We start from the raw sequence: 18,811 nt of genomic DNA on the forward strand, positions 1-18,811 counted from the left end.
GGGAGTCCGTCCAGATGCCGTTGCTCACGGTTGCCGACGTCCTGCGTCTTCCCGTCATCGTCGGGGGACTTCCCCGTGTCATGGCCGGCGAGGGGCAGCTGGCCCGTGCGGTCCGCTGGGTGCATGTCACCGAGCTGCTCGACCCCGCCTCGTTCCTCGAGGGCGGAGAGCTCGTACTGACCACCGGCATGCCCCAGCCCAACGACCCCAGCCGGCTGCGCGGCTATGTGGACCAGCTGGCCGACATCGGCGCCGCGGGGCTCGTGGTGGAGCTCGGCCGCCGCTACCAGCAGGTGCCACCGGACCTGGTGGCCGCCTGCCGCGCCCGGGACCTGCCGCTGATCGTCCTGTCCCGCGGCATCCGCTTCATCGAGGTGACCCAGACCGTCCACGCGCTGATCCTGGACGCGCAGGGCGAGCTGCTGCGCCGCTCCCAGCAGGTCCACGAGATCTTCACCGCGCTGACGCTGCGCAACGCGGAGCCGAAGGAGCTGGTCCGCGCCGCCGCCGAGCTGATGGGCCGCCCGGTGGTCCTGGAGAACCTGCTGCACCACGCGGTCGTCTCCTGTACGGCCGGTGGCACGGCCGGCAAAGTCCTGGAGGCGTGGCCGCGCCGCTCCCGTGCCACGCCGACCCCCGACACCGCGGGGGCCAGCGGACCCGAGGACTGGCTGGTGGCCCCCGTCGAACACAACGGCAGGCGCTGGGGGCGGCTGGTGGCAGTGCCGGACGCGTCCGCCCCCACGGCCGACCCGGAACACACCATGATCCTCAGGCGCGCCGCCACCGCCCTCACCCTGGCCCGGCTGACCGGCCACACCCAGTGGGACCGCCAGGCCCACACGTGCGCGCTGCTGGAACTGCTGCGCTGGAGCTACCGCGGCCGCACCGAGGCGCGTATCCGCATCGAGGCCCTGGGCATACCCGTCGTCGGCCACCGCCTCATCGCCCTCGCCATCGGCCACCACGGCGCCACCGCCGACGAGACGGGCCTGGACGACCGGCTCGCCGACACGCTGCGGGACTCCGGCATCCGGGCCCTGGTGGGGCGGCTCTCCCCGGACCGTACCGGGGTGCTGCTCGCCCTGGCCCGGGCCAGCGCATGGCAGCCGGTGGTGGAGCGGGTCAGCCGGCTCACCGAGGAGACACTCGGCGAGCCGGGGGTGGTGGCGGTCGGTCCGGGAGTGACGGAGATAGACCAGGTGGCACGGGCGTTCCGGGAGGCCGAGGAGGTCGTCGACGCCATCGGCCCCGGCACCCCGCACCGGCCGTTCCATGTGCCCTCCGACGTCGGACTGCCCGAGCTGCTGTACGCGCTCCGCGACGACATCCGTGTGCAGAAGTACGTCGAGCACCAGCTGGGCAGGCTGATCGAGTACGACGAGCGGCATGCGGGCGATCTGCTGAGCACGCTGCGCCACTACCTCGCCGCGGGCAACAAGTCCATCGCCGCCAAACAGATCGGCCTCTCCCGCCAGGCGTTCTACCAGCGGCTGCACACCATCGAACGGCTCCTCGGCCGCGATCTGGAGTCCGGTGTGCAGCGCACCCAGCTCCACGTCGCCGTCACCGCCCTGGACACGCTGACGGCGGCCGGCGCGGGAGGATGGGACGCATGACATCCGAGACCGGCTATCTGCTGGACAACCGGCAGCGCGAGGCCGGGCGGCGCTTCGACGCGCTGGCCGAGCTCTTCGACCCGTGGACCCTCGACCACCTCGACCGGCTCGGTCTGGCCCCCGGCTGGCGCTGCTGGGAGGTGGGCGCGGGCGGCCCCTCGGTGCCCACCGCCCTCGCGGAGCGGACCGGGCCCACCGGACAGGTGCTGGTGACCGACATCGACACCTCCTGGCTGACGGAGCTGTCCGGCCCGGCCGCCGCCCCGATCGAGGTGCGCCGCCACGACGTGGCGAGCGATGAGCCACCGGGCGACGGCTTCGACCTCGTCCACGCCCGGCTGGTGCTGGTGCATCTGCCCGACCGGGCCGAGGCGCTGCGGCGGATGGCCGAGGCGGTCCGGCCGGGCGGATGGCTGGTGGTGGAGGACGCCGACCCGGCGCTCCAGCCGCTCGCCTGCCCCGATGAGCGCGGCCCGGCCGAGGAGCTGGCCAACCGGATCCGCCGCGGATTCCGCGCGCTGCTCGCCGAGCGCGGTGTGGACCTCGCCTTCGGCCGCACCCTGCCCGCCCTGCTGCGCGGCGCCGGGCTGCACGACGTACGCGCCGAGGGCTGCTTCCCGCTGACCTCCCCGGCGTGCCGGGAGCTGGAGGCGGCCACCGTGCGTCAGCTGCGCGGGCGGCTGGTGGCGGGCGATCTGGCCACCGAGGAGGAGATCGAGCGCCACCTGGACCATCTGCGCGGCGAGGGGATGGACGTCACCACCGCCCCGCTCATCACCTGCTGGGGCCGGCGCCCGCACTGAGCGGGCGGCGGGGCCGGGGTGCTCACCCCCACTGCACGGATGGCAGCGCCGGGGTCCTCAGCCGAGGCTCAGTCGAGCAGACCGAGCTGGCCCGCGGCCCGGATCGCCAGCCAGACCTCGGCGAACGCACCGGTGCTGGACAGATCCCGGCCGGTCAGCTCGCTGAAGCGGCGCAGCCGGTAGGCGAGGGTATTGGGGTGCACATGGAGCGCCGCGGCCGCCTCGTCCGTACGGCGGTCACGCTCCATCCAGGTGCGCACCGACGGCAGCAGCCGTGAGCCATGCCCCGCGTCGTAGCGCTGCGCCTCGCCCAGCACATGCTCGACCAGGTCGGTGAGGGCTGCCGGATCGTCGGGCAGCCAGCGACCGGTGACATCGTCGCCGTACCGTACGAGCGCCCGGCCGGACGCGACGGCGTGGGAGGCCGCCCACAGCGCCTCGCGCTGGGCGATCCGCAGCGGGGTGCCCGGGCTGAACGGGCGGCTCATCCCGGCGGCCACGCCGGACAGCGACTCGACCGCCTCACCCAGGCCGGGCGAGCCGAGCAGATAGCGGTCCTCGCCGCGCTTGAGCAGCAGACACGGCTGATCCTCCAGCGCGCGCAGCACGGCGTCCTCGGTGACCCCCCGGACCACCGCCAGCACGGTCTCGCCCTCGATGGAGTGGCGCAGCAGATGGCGCCGCGCCACCGCGGGTTCGAGCGCGCCCTGCAGCAGCTCGGCGAGGATCTCCGCCCCCTCGCGGCGCAGCGTCTCCCGTTCGGTGCGGACCATGGCCACCTGGAGGGCGGCCACCGTGGCGATGTGCTGCACCACGGCGAGCCCCGCCGGGCGGGCGCCCTCCCGTTCGAAGGCGATGAGGAAACCCGCCGGGCCACCGGGGGAGGGGACCGGGAGGGCGAAGCCGCCGGGGATGGTGGGCGGGGCGTCCGCCGAGCCGGGGATCACCGAGGTGTCGGGCGCGGGCACACCGGGCAGCAGCGGCCGGCCCTGCGGGGTGCACAGGTAGATGTCGTAGCCGGACAGCTTCTCCAGCCGGCCGAAGAGCGTCGCGGTGTCCAGATTCTCCGAGGTCAGCCAGCGCAGCGCGCCGAACACCTGGAGCTGGGCGCCCAGCCGGTGGCGGGCGTCCTCCTGGACGGCGGCGGCCACTTCCTGCGCCACCGCCATGAACGGCACGGCCAGCGGGATCTCCAGGACCGGCATCCCCCGCTCCTCGGCGGCGTCGAAGAACGCCCGGCGCAGCGGGGGCATCCGCAGCTGGGCGGAGACGGCCAGGGCGGCCACCCCGGCGTCGTCCAGCCGCTCCAGATAGCCGCGCTGTCCGGCCGCCGAGCGGGGCATCGCTATCCCCGTCGTCATGATCATTTCGGAGCCGAGCAGCCAGGGCGTGGGGTCGTCCAGCTCGCTCACATGGGCCCAGGACACCGAGCGGTGCAGCCCGGCGCCACCCGCGATCAGACGTAGCTGGAGGGCCGGATACGACAGCAGATCGTCGACCGTCACACCCTGCTCTTTGTCGTTCACCACAAATTGAGCCTAACTCTTTGTCTCAGCAACGATTGTCGCGCGGTTCCTCCGCTGTGCAGACTCGCCCGACCGGACCCCACCGGCGCACATGAAGAAGGGACTGCGAGAACCATGACCGAACCCCGAGGACCCGTCGACTCCTCCCGGGTCCCGCGCTTCGCCGGCCCGGCCACCTTCGCCAGGCTGCCCCGCCTCGACGAGGTGTCCGGCGCCGATGTGGCCGTGGTGGGTGTCCCGTTCGACGGCGGTGTCTCCTACCGCCCCGGCGCCCGCTTCGGGCCCGCCGCGGTGCGCGAGGCCAGCCGGCTGCTGCGCCCCTACCACCCGGGCCTCGACGTGTCGCCGTTCGCCACCCAGCAGGTGGCCGACGCCGGTGACATCGCCGTCAACCCCTTCGACATCGGCGAGGCCATCGAGACCATCCAGGACGCCGCGAACGGCCTGCAGGCCGACGGCACCCGCCTGGTCACCATCGGCGGCGACCACACCATCGCGCTCCCGCTGCTGCGCGCCGCCGCACGGCGGCACGGCCCGGTGGCGGTGCTCCACTTCGACGCCCACCTGGACACCTGGGACACCTACTTCGGCGCCGAGCACACCCACGGCACCCCGTTCCGCCGGGCCGTGGAGGAGGGCGTCGTCGACACCTCCGCCCTCTCGCACGTCGGCACCCGCGGCCCGCTGTACGGCAAGCAGGACCTCACCGAGGACGAGAAGCTGGGCTTCGGCATCGTCACCTCCGCCGATGTCTACCGGCGCGGCGCCGACGAGGTGGCCGACCAGCTGCGCCAGCGCATCGGCGACCGGCCGCTGTACATCTCCATCGACATCGACTGCCTCGACCCGGCCCACGCCCCCGGCACCGGCACCCCGGAGGCGGGCGGCCTGACCTCGCGCGAGCTCCTGGAGATCCTGCGCGGACTGGCCGGATGCCGACTGGTGGGCGCCGATGTGGTGGAGGTGGCGCCCGCCTACGACCACGCCGAGATCACCTCGGTCGCGGCCTCCCACGTGGCCTACGACCTGATCAGCCTGCTCGCGTTGCAGGGGAAGCGGGAGACAGCGGATGAGTGATTCCCCGGCACTGACCGAGGTCGAGAGCTACGGGGTCGAGCGCATCCCCGACGCGGACCGCAGCGCGACCCCCTTCGACCTGTTCCGCGTGGCGTTCGGTGGCGCCAACACCTTCGCCACCTGTGTGCTCGGCGCCTTTCCGATTCTCTTCGGGCTCTCCTTCTGGCAGGGCCTGGCGGCCACCGTGCTCGGCGTGGTGGGCGGCTCCCTGATCCTCGCCCCGCTCGCCGTGTTCGGCCCGTGCAACGGCACCAACAACGCGGTCTCCTCCTCGGCACACCTGGGGGTGCACGGGCGGATCGTCGGCTCCTTCCTGTCGCTGCTCACCGCCATCGCGTTCTTCTCCATCTCGGTGTGGTCCTCCGGCGACGCGCTGGTCGGCGGCGCCCACCGGCTGATGGGCGTGGAACAGAACGACGGCGTGTTCGCCCTCGCGTACGGCGTCTTCGGGCTGCTGGTGCTGACGGTGTGCGTGTACGGCTTCCGGTTCATGCTCTTCGTCAACAAGATCGCGGTGGTGGCGGCCTCGACGCTGTTCGTCCTCGGCTTCTTCGCCTTCGTGGGGGACTTCGACCCCGGCTACCAGGGCTCGTTCCCCTCGGCGTCCACGGCCGGATTCTGGCCCGCCTTCATCGGCTCGGCGCTGATCGTGCTGTCCAACCCGGTGTCCTTCGGGGCCTTCCTCGGCGACTGGGCGCGCTACATCCCCGCCGACACCCCCCGCCGGAAGGTCGTCACGGCGGCGTTCGCCTCGCAGATCGCCACCCTCCTGCCGTTCTTCTTCGGCCTGGCCACCGCCTCGATCATCGCCAAGAAGGCCGCGCCGTACATGGACGCGAGCGCACCGAACTACGTCGGCGGACTGCTGGCCATCTCGCCCGGCTGGTACTTCCTGCCGGTGTGCCTGCTCGCGCTCATCGGCGGCCTGTCCACCGGCACCACCTCGCTCTACGGCACCGGCCTGGACTTCTCCAGCGTGTTCACCCGGTTCAGCCGGGTGCAGGCCACGCTGTTCGTCGGGGTGCTCTCGATCGGGTTCATCTTCCTCGGCCGGTTCGCCGCCAATCTGTCCCAGTCCATCTCCACCTTCGCGACGCTGATCATCACCTGCACCGCCCCGTGGATGATCATCATGGTGCTCGGCTATGTGACCCGGCGCGGCTGGTACGACCCCGATTCGCTCCAGGTGTTCAACCGGCGCCAGCGCGGCGGCCGTTACTGGTTCCACCACGGCTGGAACTGGCGTGGCATGGGCGCCTGGCTGACCGCGGCGGTGCTCGCCCTGATGTTCGTCAACGTCCCCGGGCAGTACGTCGGCCCGCTCGGCGATCTGGCCGACGGCGCGGACATCTCGCTGCCGGTCGGCCTCGCCACCGCCGCGCTGCTCTACCTGACCATGCTGTGGATCTTCCCCGAGCCGCGCGAGGTGTACGGGCCCCAGGGGCCGCGGCTGGTCCGCGCCTCGGACGCGCCCGTGCCGCCGATCACCACGGAGGGCGGCGCGCCGGTGGCCGCGGTGGCGGAAGGGGTGTGAGGCAGCCGTGCGCCTGATCGATCTGTCCGTACCCGTAGCCACCGGAATGCCGGTCTACCCCGGCGATCCGCGGGTGGCCATCGCCCCGGCGCTCAGCGTCGCCGCCGACGGGGTCAACGTCCTGCACCTGGACATGGGGTCGCAGTCCGGCACCCATGTCGACGCCCCGTTCCACATCGACGACGCGCTGCCCACCCTGGACCAGCTGCCGCTGGAGCGCTTCTGGGGCCGGGCCGTGGTGGTGGACGTCCGTGGCGCGGAGCCCCGGGCCCCGCTCGGGCCGTCCCTGTTCGAGGCGTCCTGGTCCGAGAGCCGCCCGCGGGCCGGAGACATCCTGCTCGTGGCCACCGGCTGGTCGCGGCACTGGGGCGGCGAGGACTACCTCGCCCATCCGTATCTGACCCCGGAGGCCGCCGAACTCCTGGTGGCCGCCGGGATCCGCACCGTCGGCATCGACGCGCTGAGCGTCGATCCCACCCCCGCCGACGACTTCCCCGCCCACCGGATCCTGTGCGGCGCCCACGCCGTCATCGCCGAGAACCTCACCGGCCTCGACCCCCTGCTCGACGCGCAGACGGCGGGAGAGCCCATCGAGGTCTCCCTGCTGCCGCTGCGGCTCCCCGCGGCCGACGGCGCCCCCGTGCGGGCCGTGGCCCGCGTCGGCTGAACCATCCACGCAAGGAGCACCACCCCATGAACGACGAGGTTCTGCAGGCCGCCGACGCCGTGGTGGCGGCGTTCGGCGAAGGCCGCCTCGACGACTACTTCGCGGCGTTCGCGCCCGACGCCACGTTCGTCTTCCACACGACCTCCGAACGGCTCAACTCCACCGCGGAGTACCGGGCGCTGTGGGACCGCTGGGTCGCGGAGGACGGCTTCCGCGTCCTGGCCTGCGCCTCCACCGACCGGCTGGTCCAACTCCTCGGTGACACAGCGGTCTTCACCCACCTGGTGAAGACGACGGTGAGGACCACGGCCGGTGAGGAGACCACCCACGAGCGCGAGACCATCGTCTTCCGCCGTCAGACCCACGGCCACTGGCTGGCCGTGCACGAACATCTCTCCGCAGCACCCGGCACGAGCATGGAGACGGAACGATGAGCGAGCTTCTCGTCCTGCGCAACCACATCGACGGCGCCTACACCGACGCGGCCGACGGCCGCCGCCTGGAGGTCACCGACCCCGTCACGGGCGAGGTGTACGCGTCCTCGCCCCTGTCGGGCGCCGCCGACGTCGACGCCGCGATGGCCGCCGCCGCGGCGGCCTTCCCCATCTGGCGCGAGGCCACCCCGTCCACCCGGCAGAAGCTGCTGCTGCGGATCGCGGACGCGGTCGAGGCCCGGGCGGAGGAGATCGCGGACGCGGAGTGCCGCAACACCGGAAAGCCGCGCGCCCTCACCCTCACCGAGGAGATCGCCCCGATCGTCGACCAGATCCGGTTCTTCGCCGGTGCCGCCCGGATGCTGGAGGGCCGGTCGGCGGGCGAGTACATGGAGGGCCTGACCTCGATCGTCCGGCGCGAGCCGATCGGGGTGTGCGCGCAGGTCGCGCCGTGGAACTACCCGCTGATGATGGGCGTGTGGAAGTTCGCCCCGGCCCTCGCCGCGGGCAACACCGTCGTCCTCAAGCCGTCGGACACCACCCCCGCCTCGACCGTGCTGCTCGCGGGCGTCATCGGCGACATCCTGAAGGAGATGGGCCTTCCGGCCGGTATCTTCAACGTGGTGTGCGGCGACCGCGAGACCGGCCGGCTGATGGTCGAGCATCCCACCCCGGCGATGGCGGCCATCACCGGCTCGGTGCGCGCGGGCATGCAGGTCGCCGCGTCGGCCTCCAAGGACATCAAGCGGGTCCATCTGGAACTGGGCGGCAAGGCCCCGGCGGTGGTCTTCGAGGACGCCGATATCGCGGAGGCCGTGGAGGGCATCTCCCTCGCCGGATTCTTCAACGCCGGACAGGACTGCACCGCGGCCACCCGGGTGCTGGTCCACGAGTCGGTCCACGACGCGTTCGTGAGCGCGCTCGCCAAGGCCGCCGCCGCGACCAGGACGGGCGGGTCCATCGACGACGAGGAGGTGCTGTACGGGCCGTTGAACAACGCGGGCCAACTCGCCCAGGTCTCCGGCTTCATCGAGCGGCTCCCCGCCCACGCCACCGTCGAGACGGGCGGCCACCGGGTCGGCGACAAGGGCTTCTTCTACGCGCCCACCGTGGTCTCCGGGCTCGAGCAGGACGACGAGATCATCCAGAACGAGGTCTTCGGCCCGGTCATCACCGTCCAGCCCTTCCGCGACGAGGCCCAGGCCGTCGCGTACGCCAATGGCGTGGATTACGCGCTGGCCTCCTCGGTGTGGACCAAGGACCACGCCCGCGCGATGCGGATGTCCAAGGCCCTGGACTTCGGCTGCGTATGGATCAACACCCATATGATCCTCGCCGCCGAGATGCCGCACGGCGGCTACAAGAAGTCCGGCTACGGCAAGGACCTCTCCGCCTACGGCTTCGAGGACTACACCCGCGTCAAGCACGTCATGACGGCCCTCTGACGTTCGCCGCTCCTCCGGCCCTCATCACCGCGCCACCGCGCCGCACGGTTCCGGCGCGGTGACGAGGGGAAGGCGGCCGAGCCCCGAGCGGGCCGAACGAGGCTTCCGCGACGGCTCGTTCACACCCGGGTGGTCGGCACGACCGGCCCGGCTAGCCTGTGCGATATGAGCGAGATGACACTGCGCCGGGCCCATGTCTCCGACCACGGCACCATCGTCGAGTGCGTGCGGAGCTGGTGGGGCGACTCCCGCACCCCCGAGCAGGCGCGCGAGCTGTCCCTGCTGGTGCCCAGGCTGTTTCTGCAGTTCTTCGCCGGCACCAGCCTGGCGCTGGAGGACAGGGCCGGGCTCAGGGCGTTCCTCGTGGGCTTCCACGCCGCGGACAACGACCACGAGGCGTACATCCACTTCGTCGGAGTCGACCCCCAACTGCGCGGACAGGGTGTGGGCGCCAGGCTCTACACGGCCTTCTTCCAGCGCGCCGCCGAGGCGGGCCGCCGGGAGGTGCGCGCCATCACCTCGCCCGCGAACACCGGGTCCGTGGCCTTCCACCGGGCCATGGGGTTCACCGTCGAACCGGGCGACCAGGAGGTCGGCGGCGTTCCCGTGCACAGCGACTACGACGGCCCCGGGCAGCACCGGGTCTGCTTCCACCGGCGGATCGCCGTGCGGCCGTAGCGGACGCGGGGGCTGGACGGACGAGAGGGGTTGACGGTGGGGGAGTGGTGCCCTACACCCGATATGGGAGCGCTCCCATTGGCTCCCGGCTCCACGGCGTATGGCAACGGGGTCGGCCGCACGGGCGGCATGAGCCGTGAGCCGCCCCCTCCACCGTCACAGTCCAGGAAGGACAGTCGCATGAACCACGCCCCCGTGTCCGCGGGAACCACGCACATACCCGGACGCCGCCGAAGGACACCGAGGTCGATGGCCGCGGCGTTACTCGGCGGCGTACTGCCGCTGCTCGCCTCACTGTTCCTGCTGGCCCCGACCCCCGCGGCCGCGGCCTCGCTCACCGAGGTCACCGGCTTCGGCACCAACCCCAGCAACCTCCGCATGTACGAATACGTGCCCAACAACGTCGCGGCACGGCCCGCCGTCCTCGTGGCGGTGCACTACTGCACGGGCTCGGGGCCCGCGTTCTACTCCGGCACCGAGTTCGCCTCCCTGGCGGACCGTTACGGCTTCATCGTCATCTATCCCTCCGCCACCAGAAGCGGCGCCTGCTTCGACGTCTCCTCCCCGCAGGCACTGCGCCACGACGGCGGCAGCGACCCGGTGGGCATCGTGTCGATGGTGCGTTACGCCCAGCAGCGCCACAACGCCGACCCCAACCGCGTCTATGTCACCGGCGCCTCATCGGGTGCCATGATGACCAACGTCCTGCTGGGCGACTACCCGGATGTGTTCAAGGCGGGCGCGGCGTTCGCGGGCGTGCCCTTCGGCTGCTTCGCCACCACCGACGGATCCGGCTGGAACAGCGCCTGCGCCAACGGCACCATCACCAAGACACCGCAGGCGTGGGGCGATCTCGCGCGCGGGGCCTACCCCGGTTACCAGGGCGCCCGGCCGAGGATGCAGCTGTGGCACGGCACCGAGGACGGCACCCTGCGCTATCCGAACTTCGGCGAGGAGATCAAGCAGTGGACCAACGTGCTCGGGGTGAGCCAGACCCCCGTCCTCACGGACCGTCCGCAGCCCACCTGGACCCGCACCCGCTACGGCGCCACGGGCAACCGGGCCCCCGTCGAGGCGATCAGCGTTCAGGGCACGGGACACTCCCTCCCCGCCGCCGGTATGGCCGCACGGGCCATCACCTTCTTCGGACTGGACGCCGGCTGACCGGCCGGGAGAAACGATGAGAAAGGCGCCAAGGGGTCGGCGAAACCGGCCCCTTGGCGGCCTTCGGCGGATGCGTGAACGGCCGGTGCCCGCGGCCGCGAAGCCACACTCCGCCCCTTCGCCCACCGTCCCTCCGGCGGCCGCCGGTGCCCTCGCGGTGTGGAGCCTGAGCTGGTGCTGTGCCGGGTCCGCGCCTATGTTTTCCCCCTCGGGAAGGGGAGCGCGTGGACCGGAACATCCGCACGATGGACGACGTCATGAGACTCCTGGACGGCCTCTTCGCACCGGAGGCCGACCGCTGGACGGCCGACGGTGCCTCGTGGTGGGACGGTTTCTACGCGGACCGCTCCAAGCCCGTTCCGTTCTTCGTGGCGAAGCCCGACGAGCATCTGGTGTCGTATCTGGACCGTGGCCTGGTGGCCCCGGGCCGGGCGCTCGACCTGGGGTGCGGCCCCGGCCGCAACGCCCTCCACCTCGCCTCCCGGGGCTTCACGGTGGACGCCGTGGACCTCTCGCCCACGGCCATCGCCTGGGCCACGGAACGCGCCCGCGACGCCGGAGCCGGGATCCGGTTCCACTGCGGCGACGCCTTCGCGCTCACCGCGGATGAGCTTGCCGGGCCGTACGACCTGATCTGCGACTCCGGCTGTTTCCACCATCTGCCACCGCACCGCCGGGTCAGCTACCTCGCCCTCATCGCGCGTGCCCTGGCCCCCGGTGGCCATCTCGCCCTCAGTTGCTTCGCGGCGGGCGCGATGGGCTCCGAACTCCCCGACGCGGCCTTCTACCGCCGGTCCGCGCTCCACGGTGGCCTCGCCTACACACCCGAGTCGCTGCGCTGGATCTTCTCCGAGCTGACCGAGATCGAGCTGCGCCGCATGCACGACGAACCGTCCCACTCCCCGCTCTTCGGGGAGCCGTTCCTGTGGGCGGCCCTCTTCCGCCGCGCCACTGAGGCCGAAGCGCCGTGGTCCGAGGGATGGTCGGGCTCGTTGGCGGGACGGCAACGCGATGACGGTCACCGCGCCGCGGGCCCGGACACTGACACATCGGCCGAGGAGGTGCCGGTGTAGCCGGCGTTCCACCGCTGGTCGTTCCGGTCCTCGGCCGAGCGCAGCTCGACCTGGCTGTCGGCCTCGTCGTCGTCCGGGGTGATGGCGAAGTCCGGTGCGATATGAGGGCGTATCAACCCCTGGCGGTCGACCGCGAACCGCAGGTTCTCGCCGTTGTCGCCGTCGGCGGAGGAGCACGGCCAGATGCCGACGCCCCGGTCGGTGTCCCCGCGCGAGTCCAGGCAGAAGTCGGGGTCGGCCTCCGTGTGCAGCAGCCCCTCGGAGTCCAGCCGCCACCGCTGGGTGTCGGTCCCGGCGCACGGGGCCAGGACGGCGTCCGTGCGCTTCTCCAGCCGCTGGTCGCGGATGTCCAGACAGAGCCCGGAATCGGCGTTGATCACCAACGTGTAGGTGCCACCCGGAATCGGGGCGCCGGACGGCGGGGCGGTGCTCGGGGGAGGTGTGGTGGGGGCGGTCGTGGGCGGTTCGGTCATGCCACCGGGGTTCGGCGGGCGCTGTGGCCGCTTCGTCGGAGCCGGCGGTTCCGTCGTCGGCTGAGCCGAAGGGGTGGCGGTGGCGGACACGGGCGGAGGTGTGTTCGTGCCACCGGCCGGGGTCATGTCGTCTCCGCCGGACACCAGGACGGCCACCGTGGCGGCCACCGCCGCCACGGCCGCCACCGCGATCAGCGCCGTGGTCGCGGGCGGCCGGGAGCCCGTCCAGGCCGGCCGGCGCCACCGCCCCGCGGATCCACCGTCCATCGGCGCGTTCGCCGCGTTCGGCGCGATGCCGGCGCCCCCAGCCACTCCCGCGGCCATCGCATCCCCCGCGGTCTCGGCGGGGGGATGCGGCGTCGGGGGAGCGGGGGCCAGGGGCGGGTCCGGCTGCCGCGGCCCCGCATGCGACGGTGTCGCCGATCCCACCGAGGGCAGACCGTCGACGGGTCCCGCCGTGACATAGGCCGCCCCGCCCCACCCCAGGAGGCCGTCGGCGATCACGGTCCGGGGATCCTCGTCCAGCCGGATCAGGTCGCCGTACACCCCGGCGCAAGAGGGGCAGGCGGACAGATGGCGGTCCAGGTCGTCGCAGCGCCGGGGGTTGTCCGGCCGTACCGCCGCCTCGATGAGGCCCCGAAAGCCCTGGCAGGTCTGCTCGCCGCCACGCTCCAGATGGGTCCGCAGCCACGCCTCGCGCAGGGCGTCCCGTGCCGTCTCCCGGAGGGTGGGGACGGTGTGCGGCGCCAGCCCCGCGAAGGTGGCCACCGCCGTGTCGGGATCCTCGTCCACCACGCTGTACCACAGGACATCACGGGTGCGTGCCGAGAGGCTGAGGAAGCCACCGAGGATGGCCGAACGCTCTTGCGGCCTCCGGCGTCCGGCCTCGCCGTCCGCGGTGATACCGGAGCGGCCGAGCCACTCGGCGAACGGGGGATCGAGCCTCTCCGCCCGGTTGCCCTCCGCCCAGGTGGCGGCCACCCGCTGGACGAGCAGCAGCAGATGGTGCCGCCACGGTCCCCAGGGGTCGATACCGCGACAGGTCTCCTGCGCGGCGAGGCCGAAGGACAGATCGGCGAGCTGGTCGGCGTCGGCCCGGGTCCTGGCGCAGAGCCGGGCGTAGGACAGCACCGCCGGCAGGTGGCGCTCCCGCAGCTGCTGGGTGGCGGGGAGTGCGGTGGGCGCCCCGGAGCGGATGCGCTCGGTGAGTTCCGCGTCGGACAGCTGGGCGTACGGCCGCTGCCCGGCGGTGGCATCGGGCTCGGTTCCGTGCTGGTCGGTCACCCTCGCGACTCCTCGCGTCACCGGCAGTGAGACGAGTGCCCATAGTGGTGGAGCGCGTGGGTGCCGGTAAAGCCATTCGGCAGGAACTGCCTTGAGACGACAATTAATTACGGTCCGTGGTGAAGCGTCCGGCGAGTTCGCGCCCGAGTACCCCCGCTGCGGCACAGAGGGAAGGCGGCGGTGAAAGCGCGCCTCCGCCGTCAGTCGCCCGGCGGTCAGGTGCGGCTCGGGGGCGAAGTGGTCCGGCGGGGCGACCACGCTGGTACCGCTGCCGCGATCCGCCCCTCAGCGCCGCTCTCACTCACCGCGCCACGCGATGCTCTTGTCCAGCCATCCCGTGTAGGTGCCGTCCGGCAGCAGCCGGTTGAACGCGATGCGGTTGTCGTCGAGCCGTGCGAACACGAACACCGAATCGGCCTGGGAAGCCACCCCCACGGCGCCGTCGGTCGTGATGTCGCCGGGCACCCCCTCCCAACCGGTGAACGCCCCGTTCGCGCCGACCCGGTTGGAGTGCACGCGTCCTTCGGTGTCGGTGGCGAACACCAGCACCTCGTCTCCGCTGCTGACCGCCGAGGGCTGGGTGCCGCTCACGAGCTCACCGGGCACCTCTTCCCAGCCGGAGAACCCCTCGTCGGCGCCGCTCCGGTTGTACAGGACACGGCCGTCGTCGTCCCTGGCGAACACATAGAGGTCGTCCCCGACAGCCGCCCCCGTCGGAGCGGTCGGGCTGCGCATGGAGAACGTCTCCGCCATGGAGGCGGACCGCACCGTGCTGGGAAGGGGCCTGACGTCCTCCACCTCCCAGACGCCGTCGGACAGCGCGGACGGGGGGAACACGACCTCGACGCCCTCCCCCTCGTCGGTCTCCACGAGGTCCGTCTTCCGGTCGGCGATGGCCTCCGCGATCGCCTCGGCGGACTCGGTCATGATGGGGCCGGCGAGCGGGACGTTGAGCGCGGACGGCAAGATCAGGTCGTGGATGGTGGCCGCGGCGTCATCGGATTCCCTGATCTCCTGAATCTCGTCGTGCAGGAACTGAATGGCTATACCAGGGTCCTCGGTCGCTCTGATCGCACTCATACAACGCCTCATCGCAGGTCGAAGGCGGCCCGGAGACAATGCACCGGGCCCGTGGGGGACCGTCGGTCCACGGCTGTTTCCAGCATGGACTCGACGCCGCTCCGGCTCGCGGTGGACTCCGCCTTCCGGGTGGTGACGCGAGCGCCGGGCCACCCGGTGCGGAGGTCGGATGGCGTGGGCGTCGCCTACCGTTGGAGGCGGCCGGAGAACCAGGAAGGCGGGCATGATGACCAGCACACCGGACACCGTCCCGCTGCCCTCGGGGGAGCGGATCCCGCCGCTCGGCCAGGGCACCTGGCACATCGGTGACGACCCTCGGCGCCGCGCCGACGAGATCGCGGCGCTGCGGCATGGGCTCGACCTCGGGATGACGCTCGTGGACACGGCCGAGATGTACGGCAGCGGCGCTTCCGAGGAACTCGTCGGAGAGGCGATCGCCGACCGCCGTGACGAGGTCTTCCTGGTCAGCAAGGTGCTCCCCGGCCACGCCGACCGCAGCGGAACCATTGCGGCCTGTGAGGACAGCCTGCGGCGGCTCGGCACGGACCGGCTTGATCTGTACCTGCTGCACTGGCGGGGGCGGATCCCGCTGGAGGAGACCCTCGAAGCCTTCGCCGAACTGACCGACAGCGGCAAGATCCGCCACTGGGGTGTGAGCAACTTCGACGTCTCCGATATGACGGACCTCGTCTCCACCCCCGGTGGCGACGGTGTCGCCCTCGACCAGGTGCTCTACAACCTCACCAGGCGCGGTGTCGAGTACGACCTCATGCCCTGGTGCCACCGGCGCGACATCCCCCTGATGGCCTATTCGCCCATCGAGCAGGGACGCCTGCCGCGCTCCCGTGCGCTGGGGGAGGTCGCACGGGCCCATGGCGCGACGCCCGCGCAGGTGGCGCTGGCGTGGGTGCTCAGGCAGGGGGTGGCGGCGATCCCCAAGGCCGGGCGGGTCGACCATGTCGAGGAGAATCACGCCGCACTGGATCTGGAGCTCACCCCGGAGGACCTGGACGCTCTGGACCGCGCCTTCCCTCCGCCCACGGGGCCCGTGCCCCTCGAGGTCCTTTGAGCCCGGGGGCCTCGGAGGCTTTGGGCGCACCGGCTCCACATACACGGGTCGCGGGTCGTACGCGTCCGGGCCGTGGTGCGGGCGCGGCGGACCTCACGTATACGGGTCGTGGTAGCGCAGCAGCACCCCGACCCCGTCCTCCAGCGACAGCTCCTCACGCGGGACCGTGATCAGCTCGGCGCCGGTGCCCACCAGGGCCCGTACCACCACGGCCCCGGCGGGCTCCTGCCGTCCGGTGTGCACGCCGAAGGTGTGGAGGTCCGGCTCCGTCAGCGTGACGTGGGTGGGCTCGGGCCCCGCCCACAGCGACTCCGGAAGGTTCACAGGGCGGGTGAGCAGCAGGCAGTGGGCCTGGCCACGCTGCAGGGCGGTGAGGGCGGCGGACAGCCCTTCGGAGGTGTCCGGGTGCCGCGCGCGCTGTGCCATGTAGCGGTGGGTCAAGGTCCGGTCGTGTTCGTTCACCGTGGCACGCAGCGTGTCGTTCAGCTCCGCCTCCAACAGGGCCCGGCCGGGTCCGGCCACCGGTCGTCCGCTGTCGGGCACGGTGACGACGCGCTGCTGGGTGGACTCGGGCAGATGGTTGACCAGCACGCCGCGCAACCACACGTCCTCCGCCGCGCACCGCAACACGATCGTCTCGGCATCGGTCCAGCGGCGCAGATTCTCCAGCTCGTGGGCGACCGCGAAGGCGTTCGCCGGCCAGTCCCGGGCCGCGCCGATGTGGTTGTAGCGGGGCTCCGGTGCCACCCGGCTCATGGGCCACCGCCCGGCTTGGTAGTGCACCACCACATCCTCTTCCAGGTCGGTCTCCGCGAAAGCCCGGGAGAGGGCCACGGCCACGTAGGGGATGTCCGGGGCGTGTTGCAGCACCAGGGGCAGCACATCGGGGATCGAGGTGAAGCGGGCCGAATCGGCCGCAGGCGGCTCGGGGAGCTCCTCGGCCAGGCCGAGCCGTCCATGGGCGGCGAACAGGGCCTTTCCGTGCCGTCCGGACACCTCCCGGTCGCTGCCCACGGCGGTGTGCAGGGCGGAGAGGGTGGCGCTGTCCACGCCCTGGCCGGACAGCGCGTCGCGCAGGTGCCGCCAGCGCAGCTCGATCGCCTTCTCCGGATCCTCGATGTCGCGGGAGGTGTCCAGGTAGACGGCGGCCCATGGGCCGGGCCGCGCGTAGAGCGGGTCGAGAAACGACAACTTCATATGCGCTCCGTACCTTGTCGGGCGACCTGACGGGGCGGCCCGACACGAGCGGGTTTCCCTCTCGGACCGGATGAAACCGGTCGCCCATACCCCCGATCGACCCCCGCCCCCGCCACTGACCGCAACCAGCGACCTCACACCGCCGGGAGGAGAGTGATCCGGCGGTCCCTTGTCGGACCCCCGCGCTACCTTGCCGCCATGACGGAATTCGTACTGGTGGCGGGTGCGTGGCTGGGGTCGTGGGCATGGGACGGGGTGGTGCCGGAGCTGCGTGCCGCCGGACACGGCGTCCATGCGCTCACGCTGTCCGGGCTCGCCGAGAAGCAGGGTGTACAGGCCGGGCAGCAGACCCACGTCCAGGACATCGTCGGCGAGGTCGAGCGCCTCGAGCTGCGCGATGTGGTCCTGGTGGGGCACAGCTATTCGGGCATCCCGGTCGGTCAGGCCGCCGAGCGCATCGGCGACCGGCTGGCCCATGTGGTGTTCGTGGACTCCAACGTTCCGGCGGACGGTGAGTCGTTCCTGTCGGCATGGCCCGGTGGGCGGGCCATGGTGGAGGCGTCGATGGCCGCGAACGGCGGGTTCTGGGCGCCCCTGACCGAGGCCGATTGCCACGGCCAGGGGCTCACCGAGGAGCAGGTCGGGCGGCTCGTGGGCGGCGCCACGCCGCATCCGGGCGCCACGCTGTCGGAGCCGGCCGTCCTGGCGCGTCCGCTGGGCGGGCTGTCGGCCACGTACCTCAAGTGTCTGCTCGACGGCGCCGCGCCGGCCGACGACGTGGCCGAGCTGCTGAAGAGCGAGCACTGGCGGCTGGTCGAGATGGACACCGGCCATTGGCCGATGTTCTCCCAGCCGCGCGAGCTGGCCCGGATACTGCTCCGGTGTGCTGGGGCATCGTGACGCGGCACTACGTCTGACCGGGCCCCGGGCGGTGTTCGCCCGGGGCCCGGTCACCCGCGTCGTGCGGGGCGGGGGCCGCGTCGTGTGTGCTGCCGCGCCGCCGGTGCGGTCACTCGCAGCCGTACCGCCAGTTCCACCCCACGAAGGTGTGCCGCAGCTCCACATCGAAGCGGCAGCTCGCCGTTCCGTCGGCCTTCAACTGGACGAAGGAGTGGTGGGTGTTGTCGTACCAGTCGCCGGTCGGATCGAAGACACCCTGGTAGGCGAAGTCGGCGTGCGCCTCGGAGTTGACCTCGGCGCAGTCGGTGGCACAGTCGTCCTTCGCGGTCTGCGAGGCGAGCGACCAGCCGGCGTCCCACGGCTCGCGGTTCCACTCCTGGGTGGCCGTGGTGACGCGGCCGTTCGCCGTGTCCCACGAGGAGGCGGTGTACAGGCCCGTCATGCGGATGTTGCAGCAGTCGTACATCTCGTTCCAGCCACGCAGCTGATGCCCGGCGGCGGTCGCGGCGGTGGCGGTGCGGACCGAGCGGGTCGATGCCGGGCCGTGCTGGACGGAGACCGGTTCCGGCTTGCAGTCGGCGCCTATGGTGATCTGTCCCGAGACGGCCTGGCCGGGCGCCGGAACGGGAAGCTCGCCGGTCAGCCGGACACCGTCACAGGACTTCGGCGCCGGATCGGACTCCTGGGCCGTGGCCACCGTCGTACCACCCAGGAACGCCACCAGGGAGACGGCCGACACGGCCGCGATGCTCAACCGGCTCTTCACTTCTCACGCCCTTTGATCCGAT

At 72.1% G+C, this 18,811-nt stretch carries 15 protein-coding genes and 2 pseudogenes; 12 read left to right on the forward strand and 5 right to left on the reverse strand.

Annotated features, from left to right (window positions below; translation table 11 throughout):
* Window positions 1–14: 14 nt before the first annotated feature.
* Together J8403_RS40145 and J8403_RS40150 are read left to right on the forward strand one after the other, a co-directional pair.
* Window positions 15–1,619 (forward strand): PucR family transcriptional regulator, encoded by a 1,605-nt coding sequence (locus tag J8403_RS40145; protein WP_211127473.1) that lies wholly within the window; start codon window positions 15–17, stop codon window positions 1,617–1,619.
* Window positions 1,616–2,422, forward strand: a complete 807-nt coding sequence (locus J8403_RS40150; protein ID WP_425519868.1) for a class I SAM-dependent methyltransferase — start codon at window positions 1,616–1,618, stop codon at window positions 2,420–2,422. Before J8403_RS40145 ends, J8403_RS40150 begins: the two co-directional genes overlap by 4 nt.
* A 68-nt stretch (window positions 2,423–2,490) precedes the next feature.
* On the opposite strand, the gene J8403_RS40155 is transcribed toward J8403_RS40150, so the two are convergent.
* The gene (locus J8403_RS40155) at window positions 2,491–3,951 is read right to left on the reverse strand and encodes a PucR family transcriptional regulator (RefSeq protein WP_246586220.1); all 1,461 of its coding nucleotides are present in this window, start codon (window positions 3,949–3,951) and stop codon (window positions 2,491–2,493) included.
* Window positions 3,952–4,062: 111 nt separating this feature from the next.
* Here J8403_RS40155 and speB point away from each other — a divergent pair, with 111 nt between their 5' ends.
* The 8 genes and pseudogenes from speB to J8403_RS40195 form a co-directional block, all read left to right on the forward strand.
* Entirely contained in the window at window positions 4,063–5,025 is a 963-nt protein-coding gene (gene speB, locus J8403_RS40160; protein WP_211127475.1) for an agmatinase, read from the forward strand.
* Entirely contained in the window at window positions 5,018–6,559 is a 1,542-nt protein-coding gene (locus J8403_RS40165; RefSeq protein ID WP_211127476.1) for a purine-cytosine permease family protein, read from the forward strand. The genes speB and J8403_RS40165 overlap by 8 nt, the downstream gene beginning before the upstream one ends.
* Window positions 6,560–6,566: 7 nt before the next feature.
* Window positions 6,567–7,226: a cyclase family protein gene (locus tag J8403_RS40170; RefSeq protein ID WP_211127477.1), complete on the forward strand. Its 660-nt coding sequence runs from the start codon at window positions 6,567–6,569 to the stop codon at window positions 7,224–7,226.
* A 26-nt stretch (window positions 7,227–7,252) separates the two neighbouring features.
* Entirely contained in the window at window positions 7,253–7,660 is a 408-nt protein-coding gene (locus J8403_RS40175) for a YybH family protein (RefSeq protein WP_211127478.1), read from the forward strand.
* Window positions 7,657–9,105, forward strand: coding sequence for a gamma-aminobutyraldehyde dehydrogenase (locus J8403_RS40180; protein WP_211127479.1), 1,449 nt, complete (start codon window positions 7,657–7,659; stop codon window positions 9,103–9,105). Before J8403_RS40175 ends, J8403_RS40180 begins: the two co-directional genes overlap by 4 nt.
* 165 nt (window positions 9,106–9,270) lie before the next feature.
* Entirely contained in the window at window positions 9,271–9,783 is a 513-nt protein-coding gene (locus tag J8403_RS40185) for a GNAT family N-acetyltransferase (RefSeq protein ID WP_211127480.1), read from the forward strand.
* Between the two features lie 249 nt (window positions 9,784–10,032).
* Window positions 10,033–10,944 (forward strand): annotated as a pseudogene (locus J8403_RS40190) (extracellular catalytic domain type 1 short-chain-length polyhydroxyalkanoate depolymerase); the annotation flags it as partial.
* A 227-nt stretch (window positions 10,945–11,171) separates the two neighbouring features.
* Window positions 11,172–11,894 (forward strand): annotated as a pseudogene (locus tag J8403_RS40195) (class I SAM-dependent methyltransferase); the annotation flags it as partial.
* A 71-nt stretch (window positions 11,895–11,965) separates the two neighbouring features.
* On the opposite strand, the gene J8403_RS40200 reads toward J8403_RS40195, so the two are convergent.
* Window positions 11,966–13,777: a ricin-type beta-trefoil lectin domain protein gene (locus tag J8403_RS40200; RefSeq protein WP_211127482.1), complete on the reverse strand. Its 1,812-nt coding sequence runs from the start codon at window positions 13,775–13,777 to the stop codon at window positions 11,966–11,968.
* A gap of 297 nt (window positions 13,778–14,074) precedes the next feature.
* The gene (locus J8403_RS40205) at window positions 14,075–14,857 is read right to left on the reverse strand and encodes a PLL family lectin (protein ID WP_211127483.1); all 783 of its coding nucleotides are present in this window, start codon (window positions 14,855–14,857) and stop codon (window positions 14,075–14,077) included.
* A 223-nt stretch (window positions 14,858–15,080) separates the two neighbouring features.
* Between J8403_RS40205 and J8403_RS40210 the strand changes: the two genes are divergently transcribed.
* On the forward strand, window positions 15,081–15,926 hold the full coding sequence (locus tag J8403_RS40210) for an aldo/keto reductase (protein ID WP_211127484.1): 846 nt from the start codon (window positions 15,081–15,083) through the stop codon (window positions 15,924–15,926).
* A gap of 93 nt (window positions 15,927–16,019) precedes the next feature.
* On the opposite strand, the gene J8403_RS40215 is transcribed toward J8403_RS40210, so the two are convergent.
* Complete coding sequence (locus tag J8403_RS40215; RefSeq protein ID WP_211127485.1) at window positions 16,020–17,123, reverse strand: baeRF2 domain-containing protein; 1,104 nt, start codon at window positions 17,121–17,123, stop codon at window positions 16,020–16,022.
* Between the two features lie 198 nt (window positions 17,124–17,321).
* On the opposite strand from J8403_RS40215, the gene J8403_RS40220 reads away from it, so the two are divergent.
* On the forward strand, window positions 17,322–18,023 hold the full coding sequence (locus J8403_RS40220) for an alpha/beta fold hydrolase (RefSeq protein ID WP_211127486.1): 702 nt from the start codon (window positions 17,322–17,324) through the stop codon (window positions 18,021–18,023).
* Between the two features lie 109 nt (window positions 18,024–18,132).
* On the opposite strand, the gene J8403_RS40225 is transcribed toward J8403_RS40220, so the two are convergent.
* Window positions 18,133–18,777, reverse strand: coding sequence for a hypothetical protein (locus J8403_RS40225; RefSeq protein ID WP_246586223.1), 645 nt, complete (start codon window positions 18,775–18,777; stop codon window positions 18,133–18,135).
* Window positions 18,778–18,811: the final 34 nt, after the last annotated feature.

The sequence above is a fragment of the Streptomyces yatensis genome (assembly GCF_018069625.1).
GTDB classification, from domain to species: Bacteria; Actinomycetota; Actinomycetes; order Streptomycetales; family Streptomycetaceae; genus Streptomyces; species Streptomyces yatensis.

Excerpts from the sequence above, each read along its gene's own strand:
- J8403_RS40165 (WP_211127476.1), top strand. The coding sequence starts at position 5,018 with ATGAGTGATTCCCCGGCACTGACCGAGGTCGAGAGCTACGGGGTCGAG.
- J8403_RS40215 (WP_211127485.1), bottom strand. The coding sequence starts at position 17,123 with ATGAAGTTGTCGTTTCTCGACCCGCTCTACGCGCGGCCCGGCCCATGG.
- J8403_RS40220 (WP_211127486.1), top strand. The coding sequence starts at position 17,322 with ATGACGGAATTCGTACTGGTGGCGGGTGCGTGGCTGGGGTCGTGGGCA.
- J8403_RS40180 (WP_211127479.1), top strand. The coding sequence starts at position 7,657 with ATGAGCGAGCTTCTCGTCCTGCGCAACCACATCGACGGCGCCTACACC.
- J8403_RS40185 (WP_211127480.1), top strand. The coding sequence starts at position 9,271 with ATGAGCGAGATGACACTGCGCCGGGCCCATGTCTCCGACCACGGCACC.
- J8403_RS40145 (WP_211127473.1), top strand. The coding sequence starts at position 15 with ATGCCGTTGCTCACGGTTGCCGACGTCCTGCGTCTTCCCGTCATCGTC.
- J8403_RS40210 (WP_211127484.1), top strand. The coding sequence starts at position 15,081 with ATGATGACCAGCACACCGGACACCGTCCCGCTGCCCTCGGGGGAGCGG.
- J8403_RS40175 (WP_211127478.1), top strand. The coding sequence starts at position 7,253 with ATGAACGACGAGGTTCTGCAGGCCGCCGACGCCGTGGTGGCGGCGTTC.
- J8403_RS40150 (WP_425519868.1), top strand. The coding sequence starts at position 1,616 with ATGACATCCGAGACCGGCTATCTGCTGGACAACCGGCAGCGCGAGGCC.
- speB (WP_211127475.1), top strand. The coding sequence starts at position 4,063 with ATGACCGAACCCCGAGGACCCGTCGACTCCTCCCGGGTCCCGCGCTTC.
- J8403_RS40205 (WP_211127483.1), bottom strand. The coding sequence starts at position 14,857 with ATGAGTGCGATCAGAGCGACCGAGGACCCTGGTATAGCCATTCAGTTC.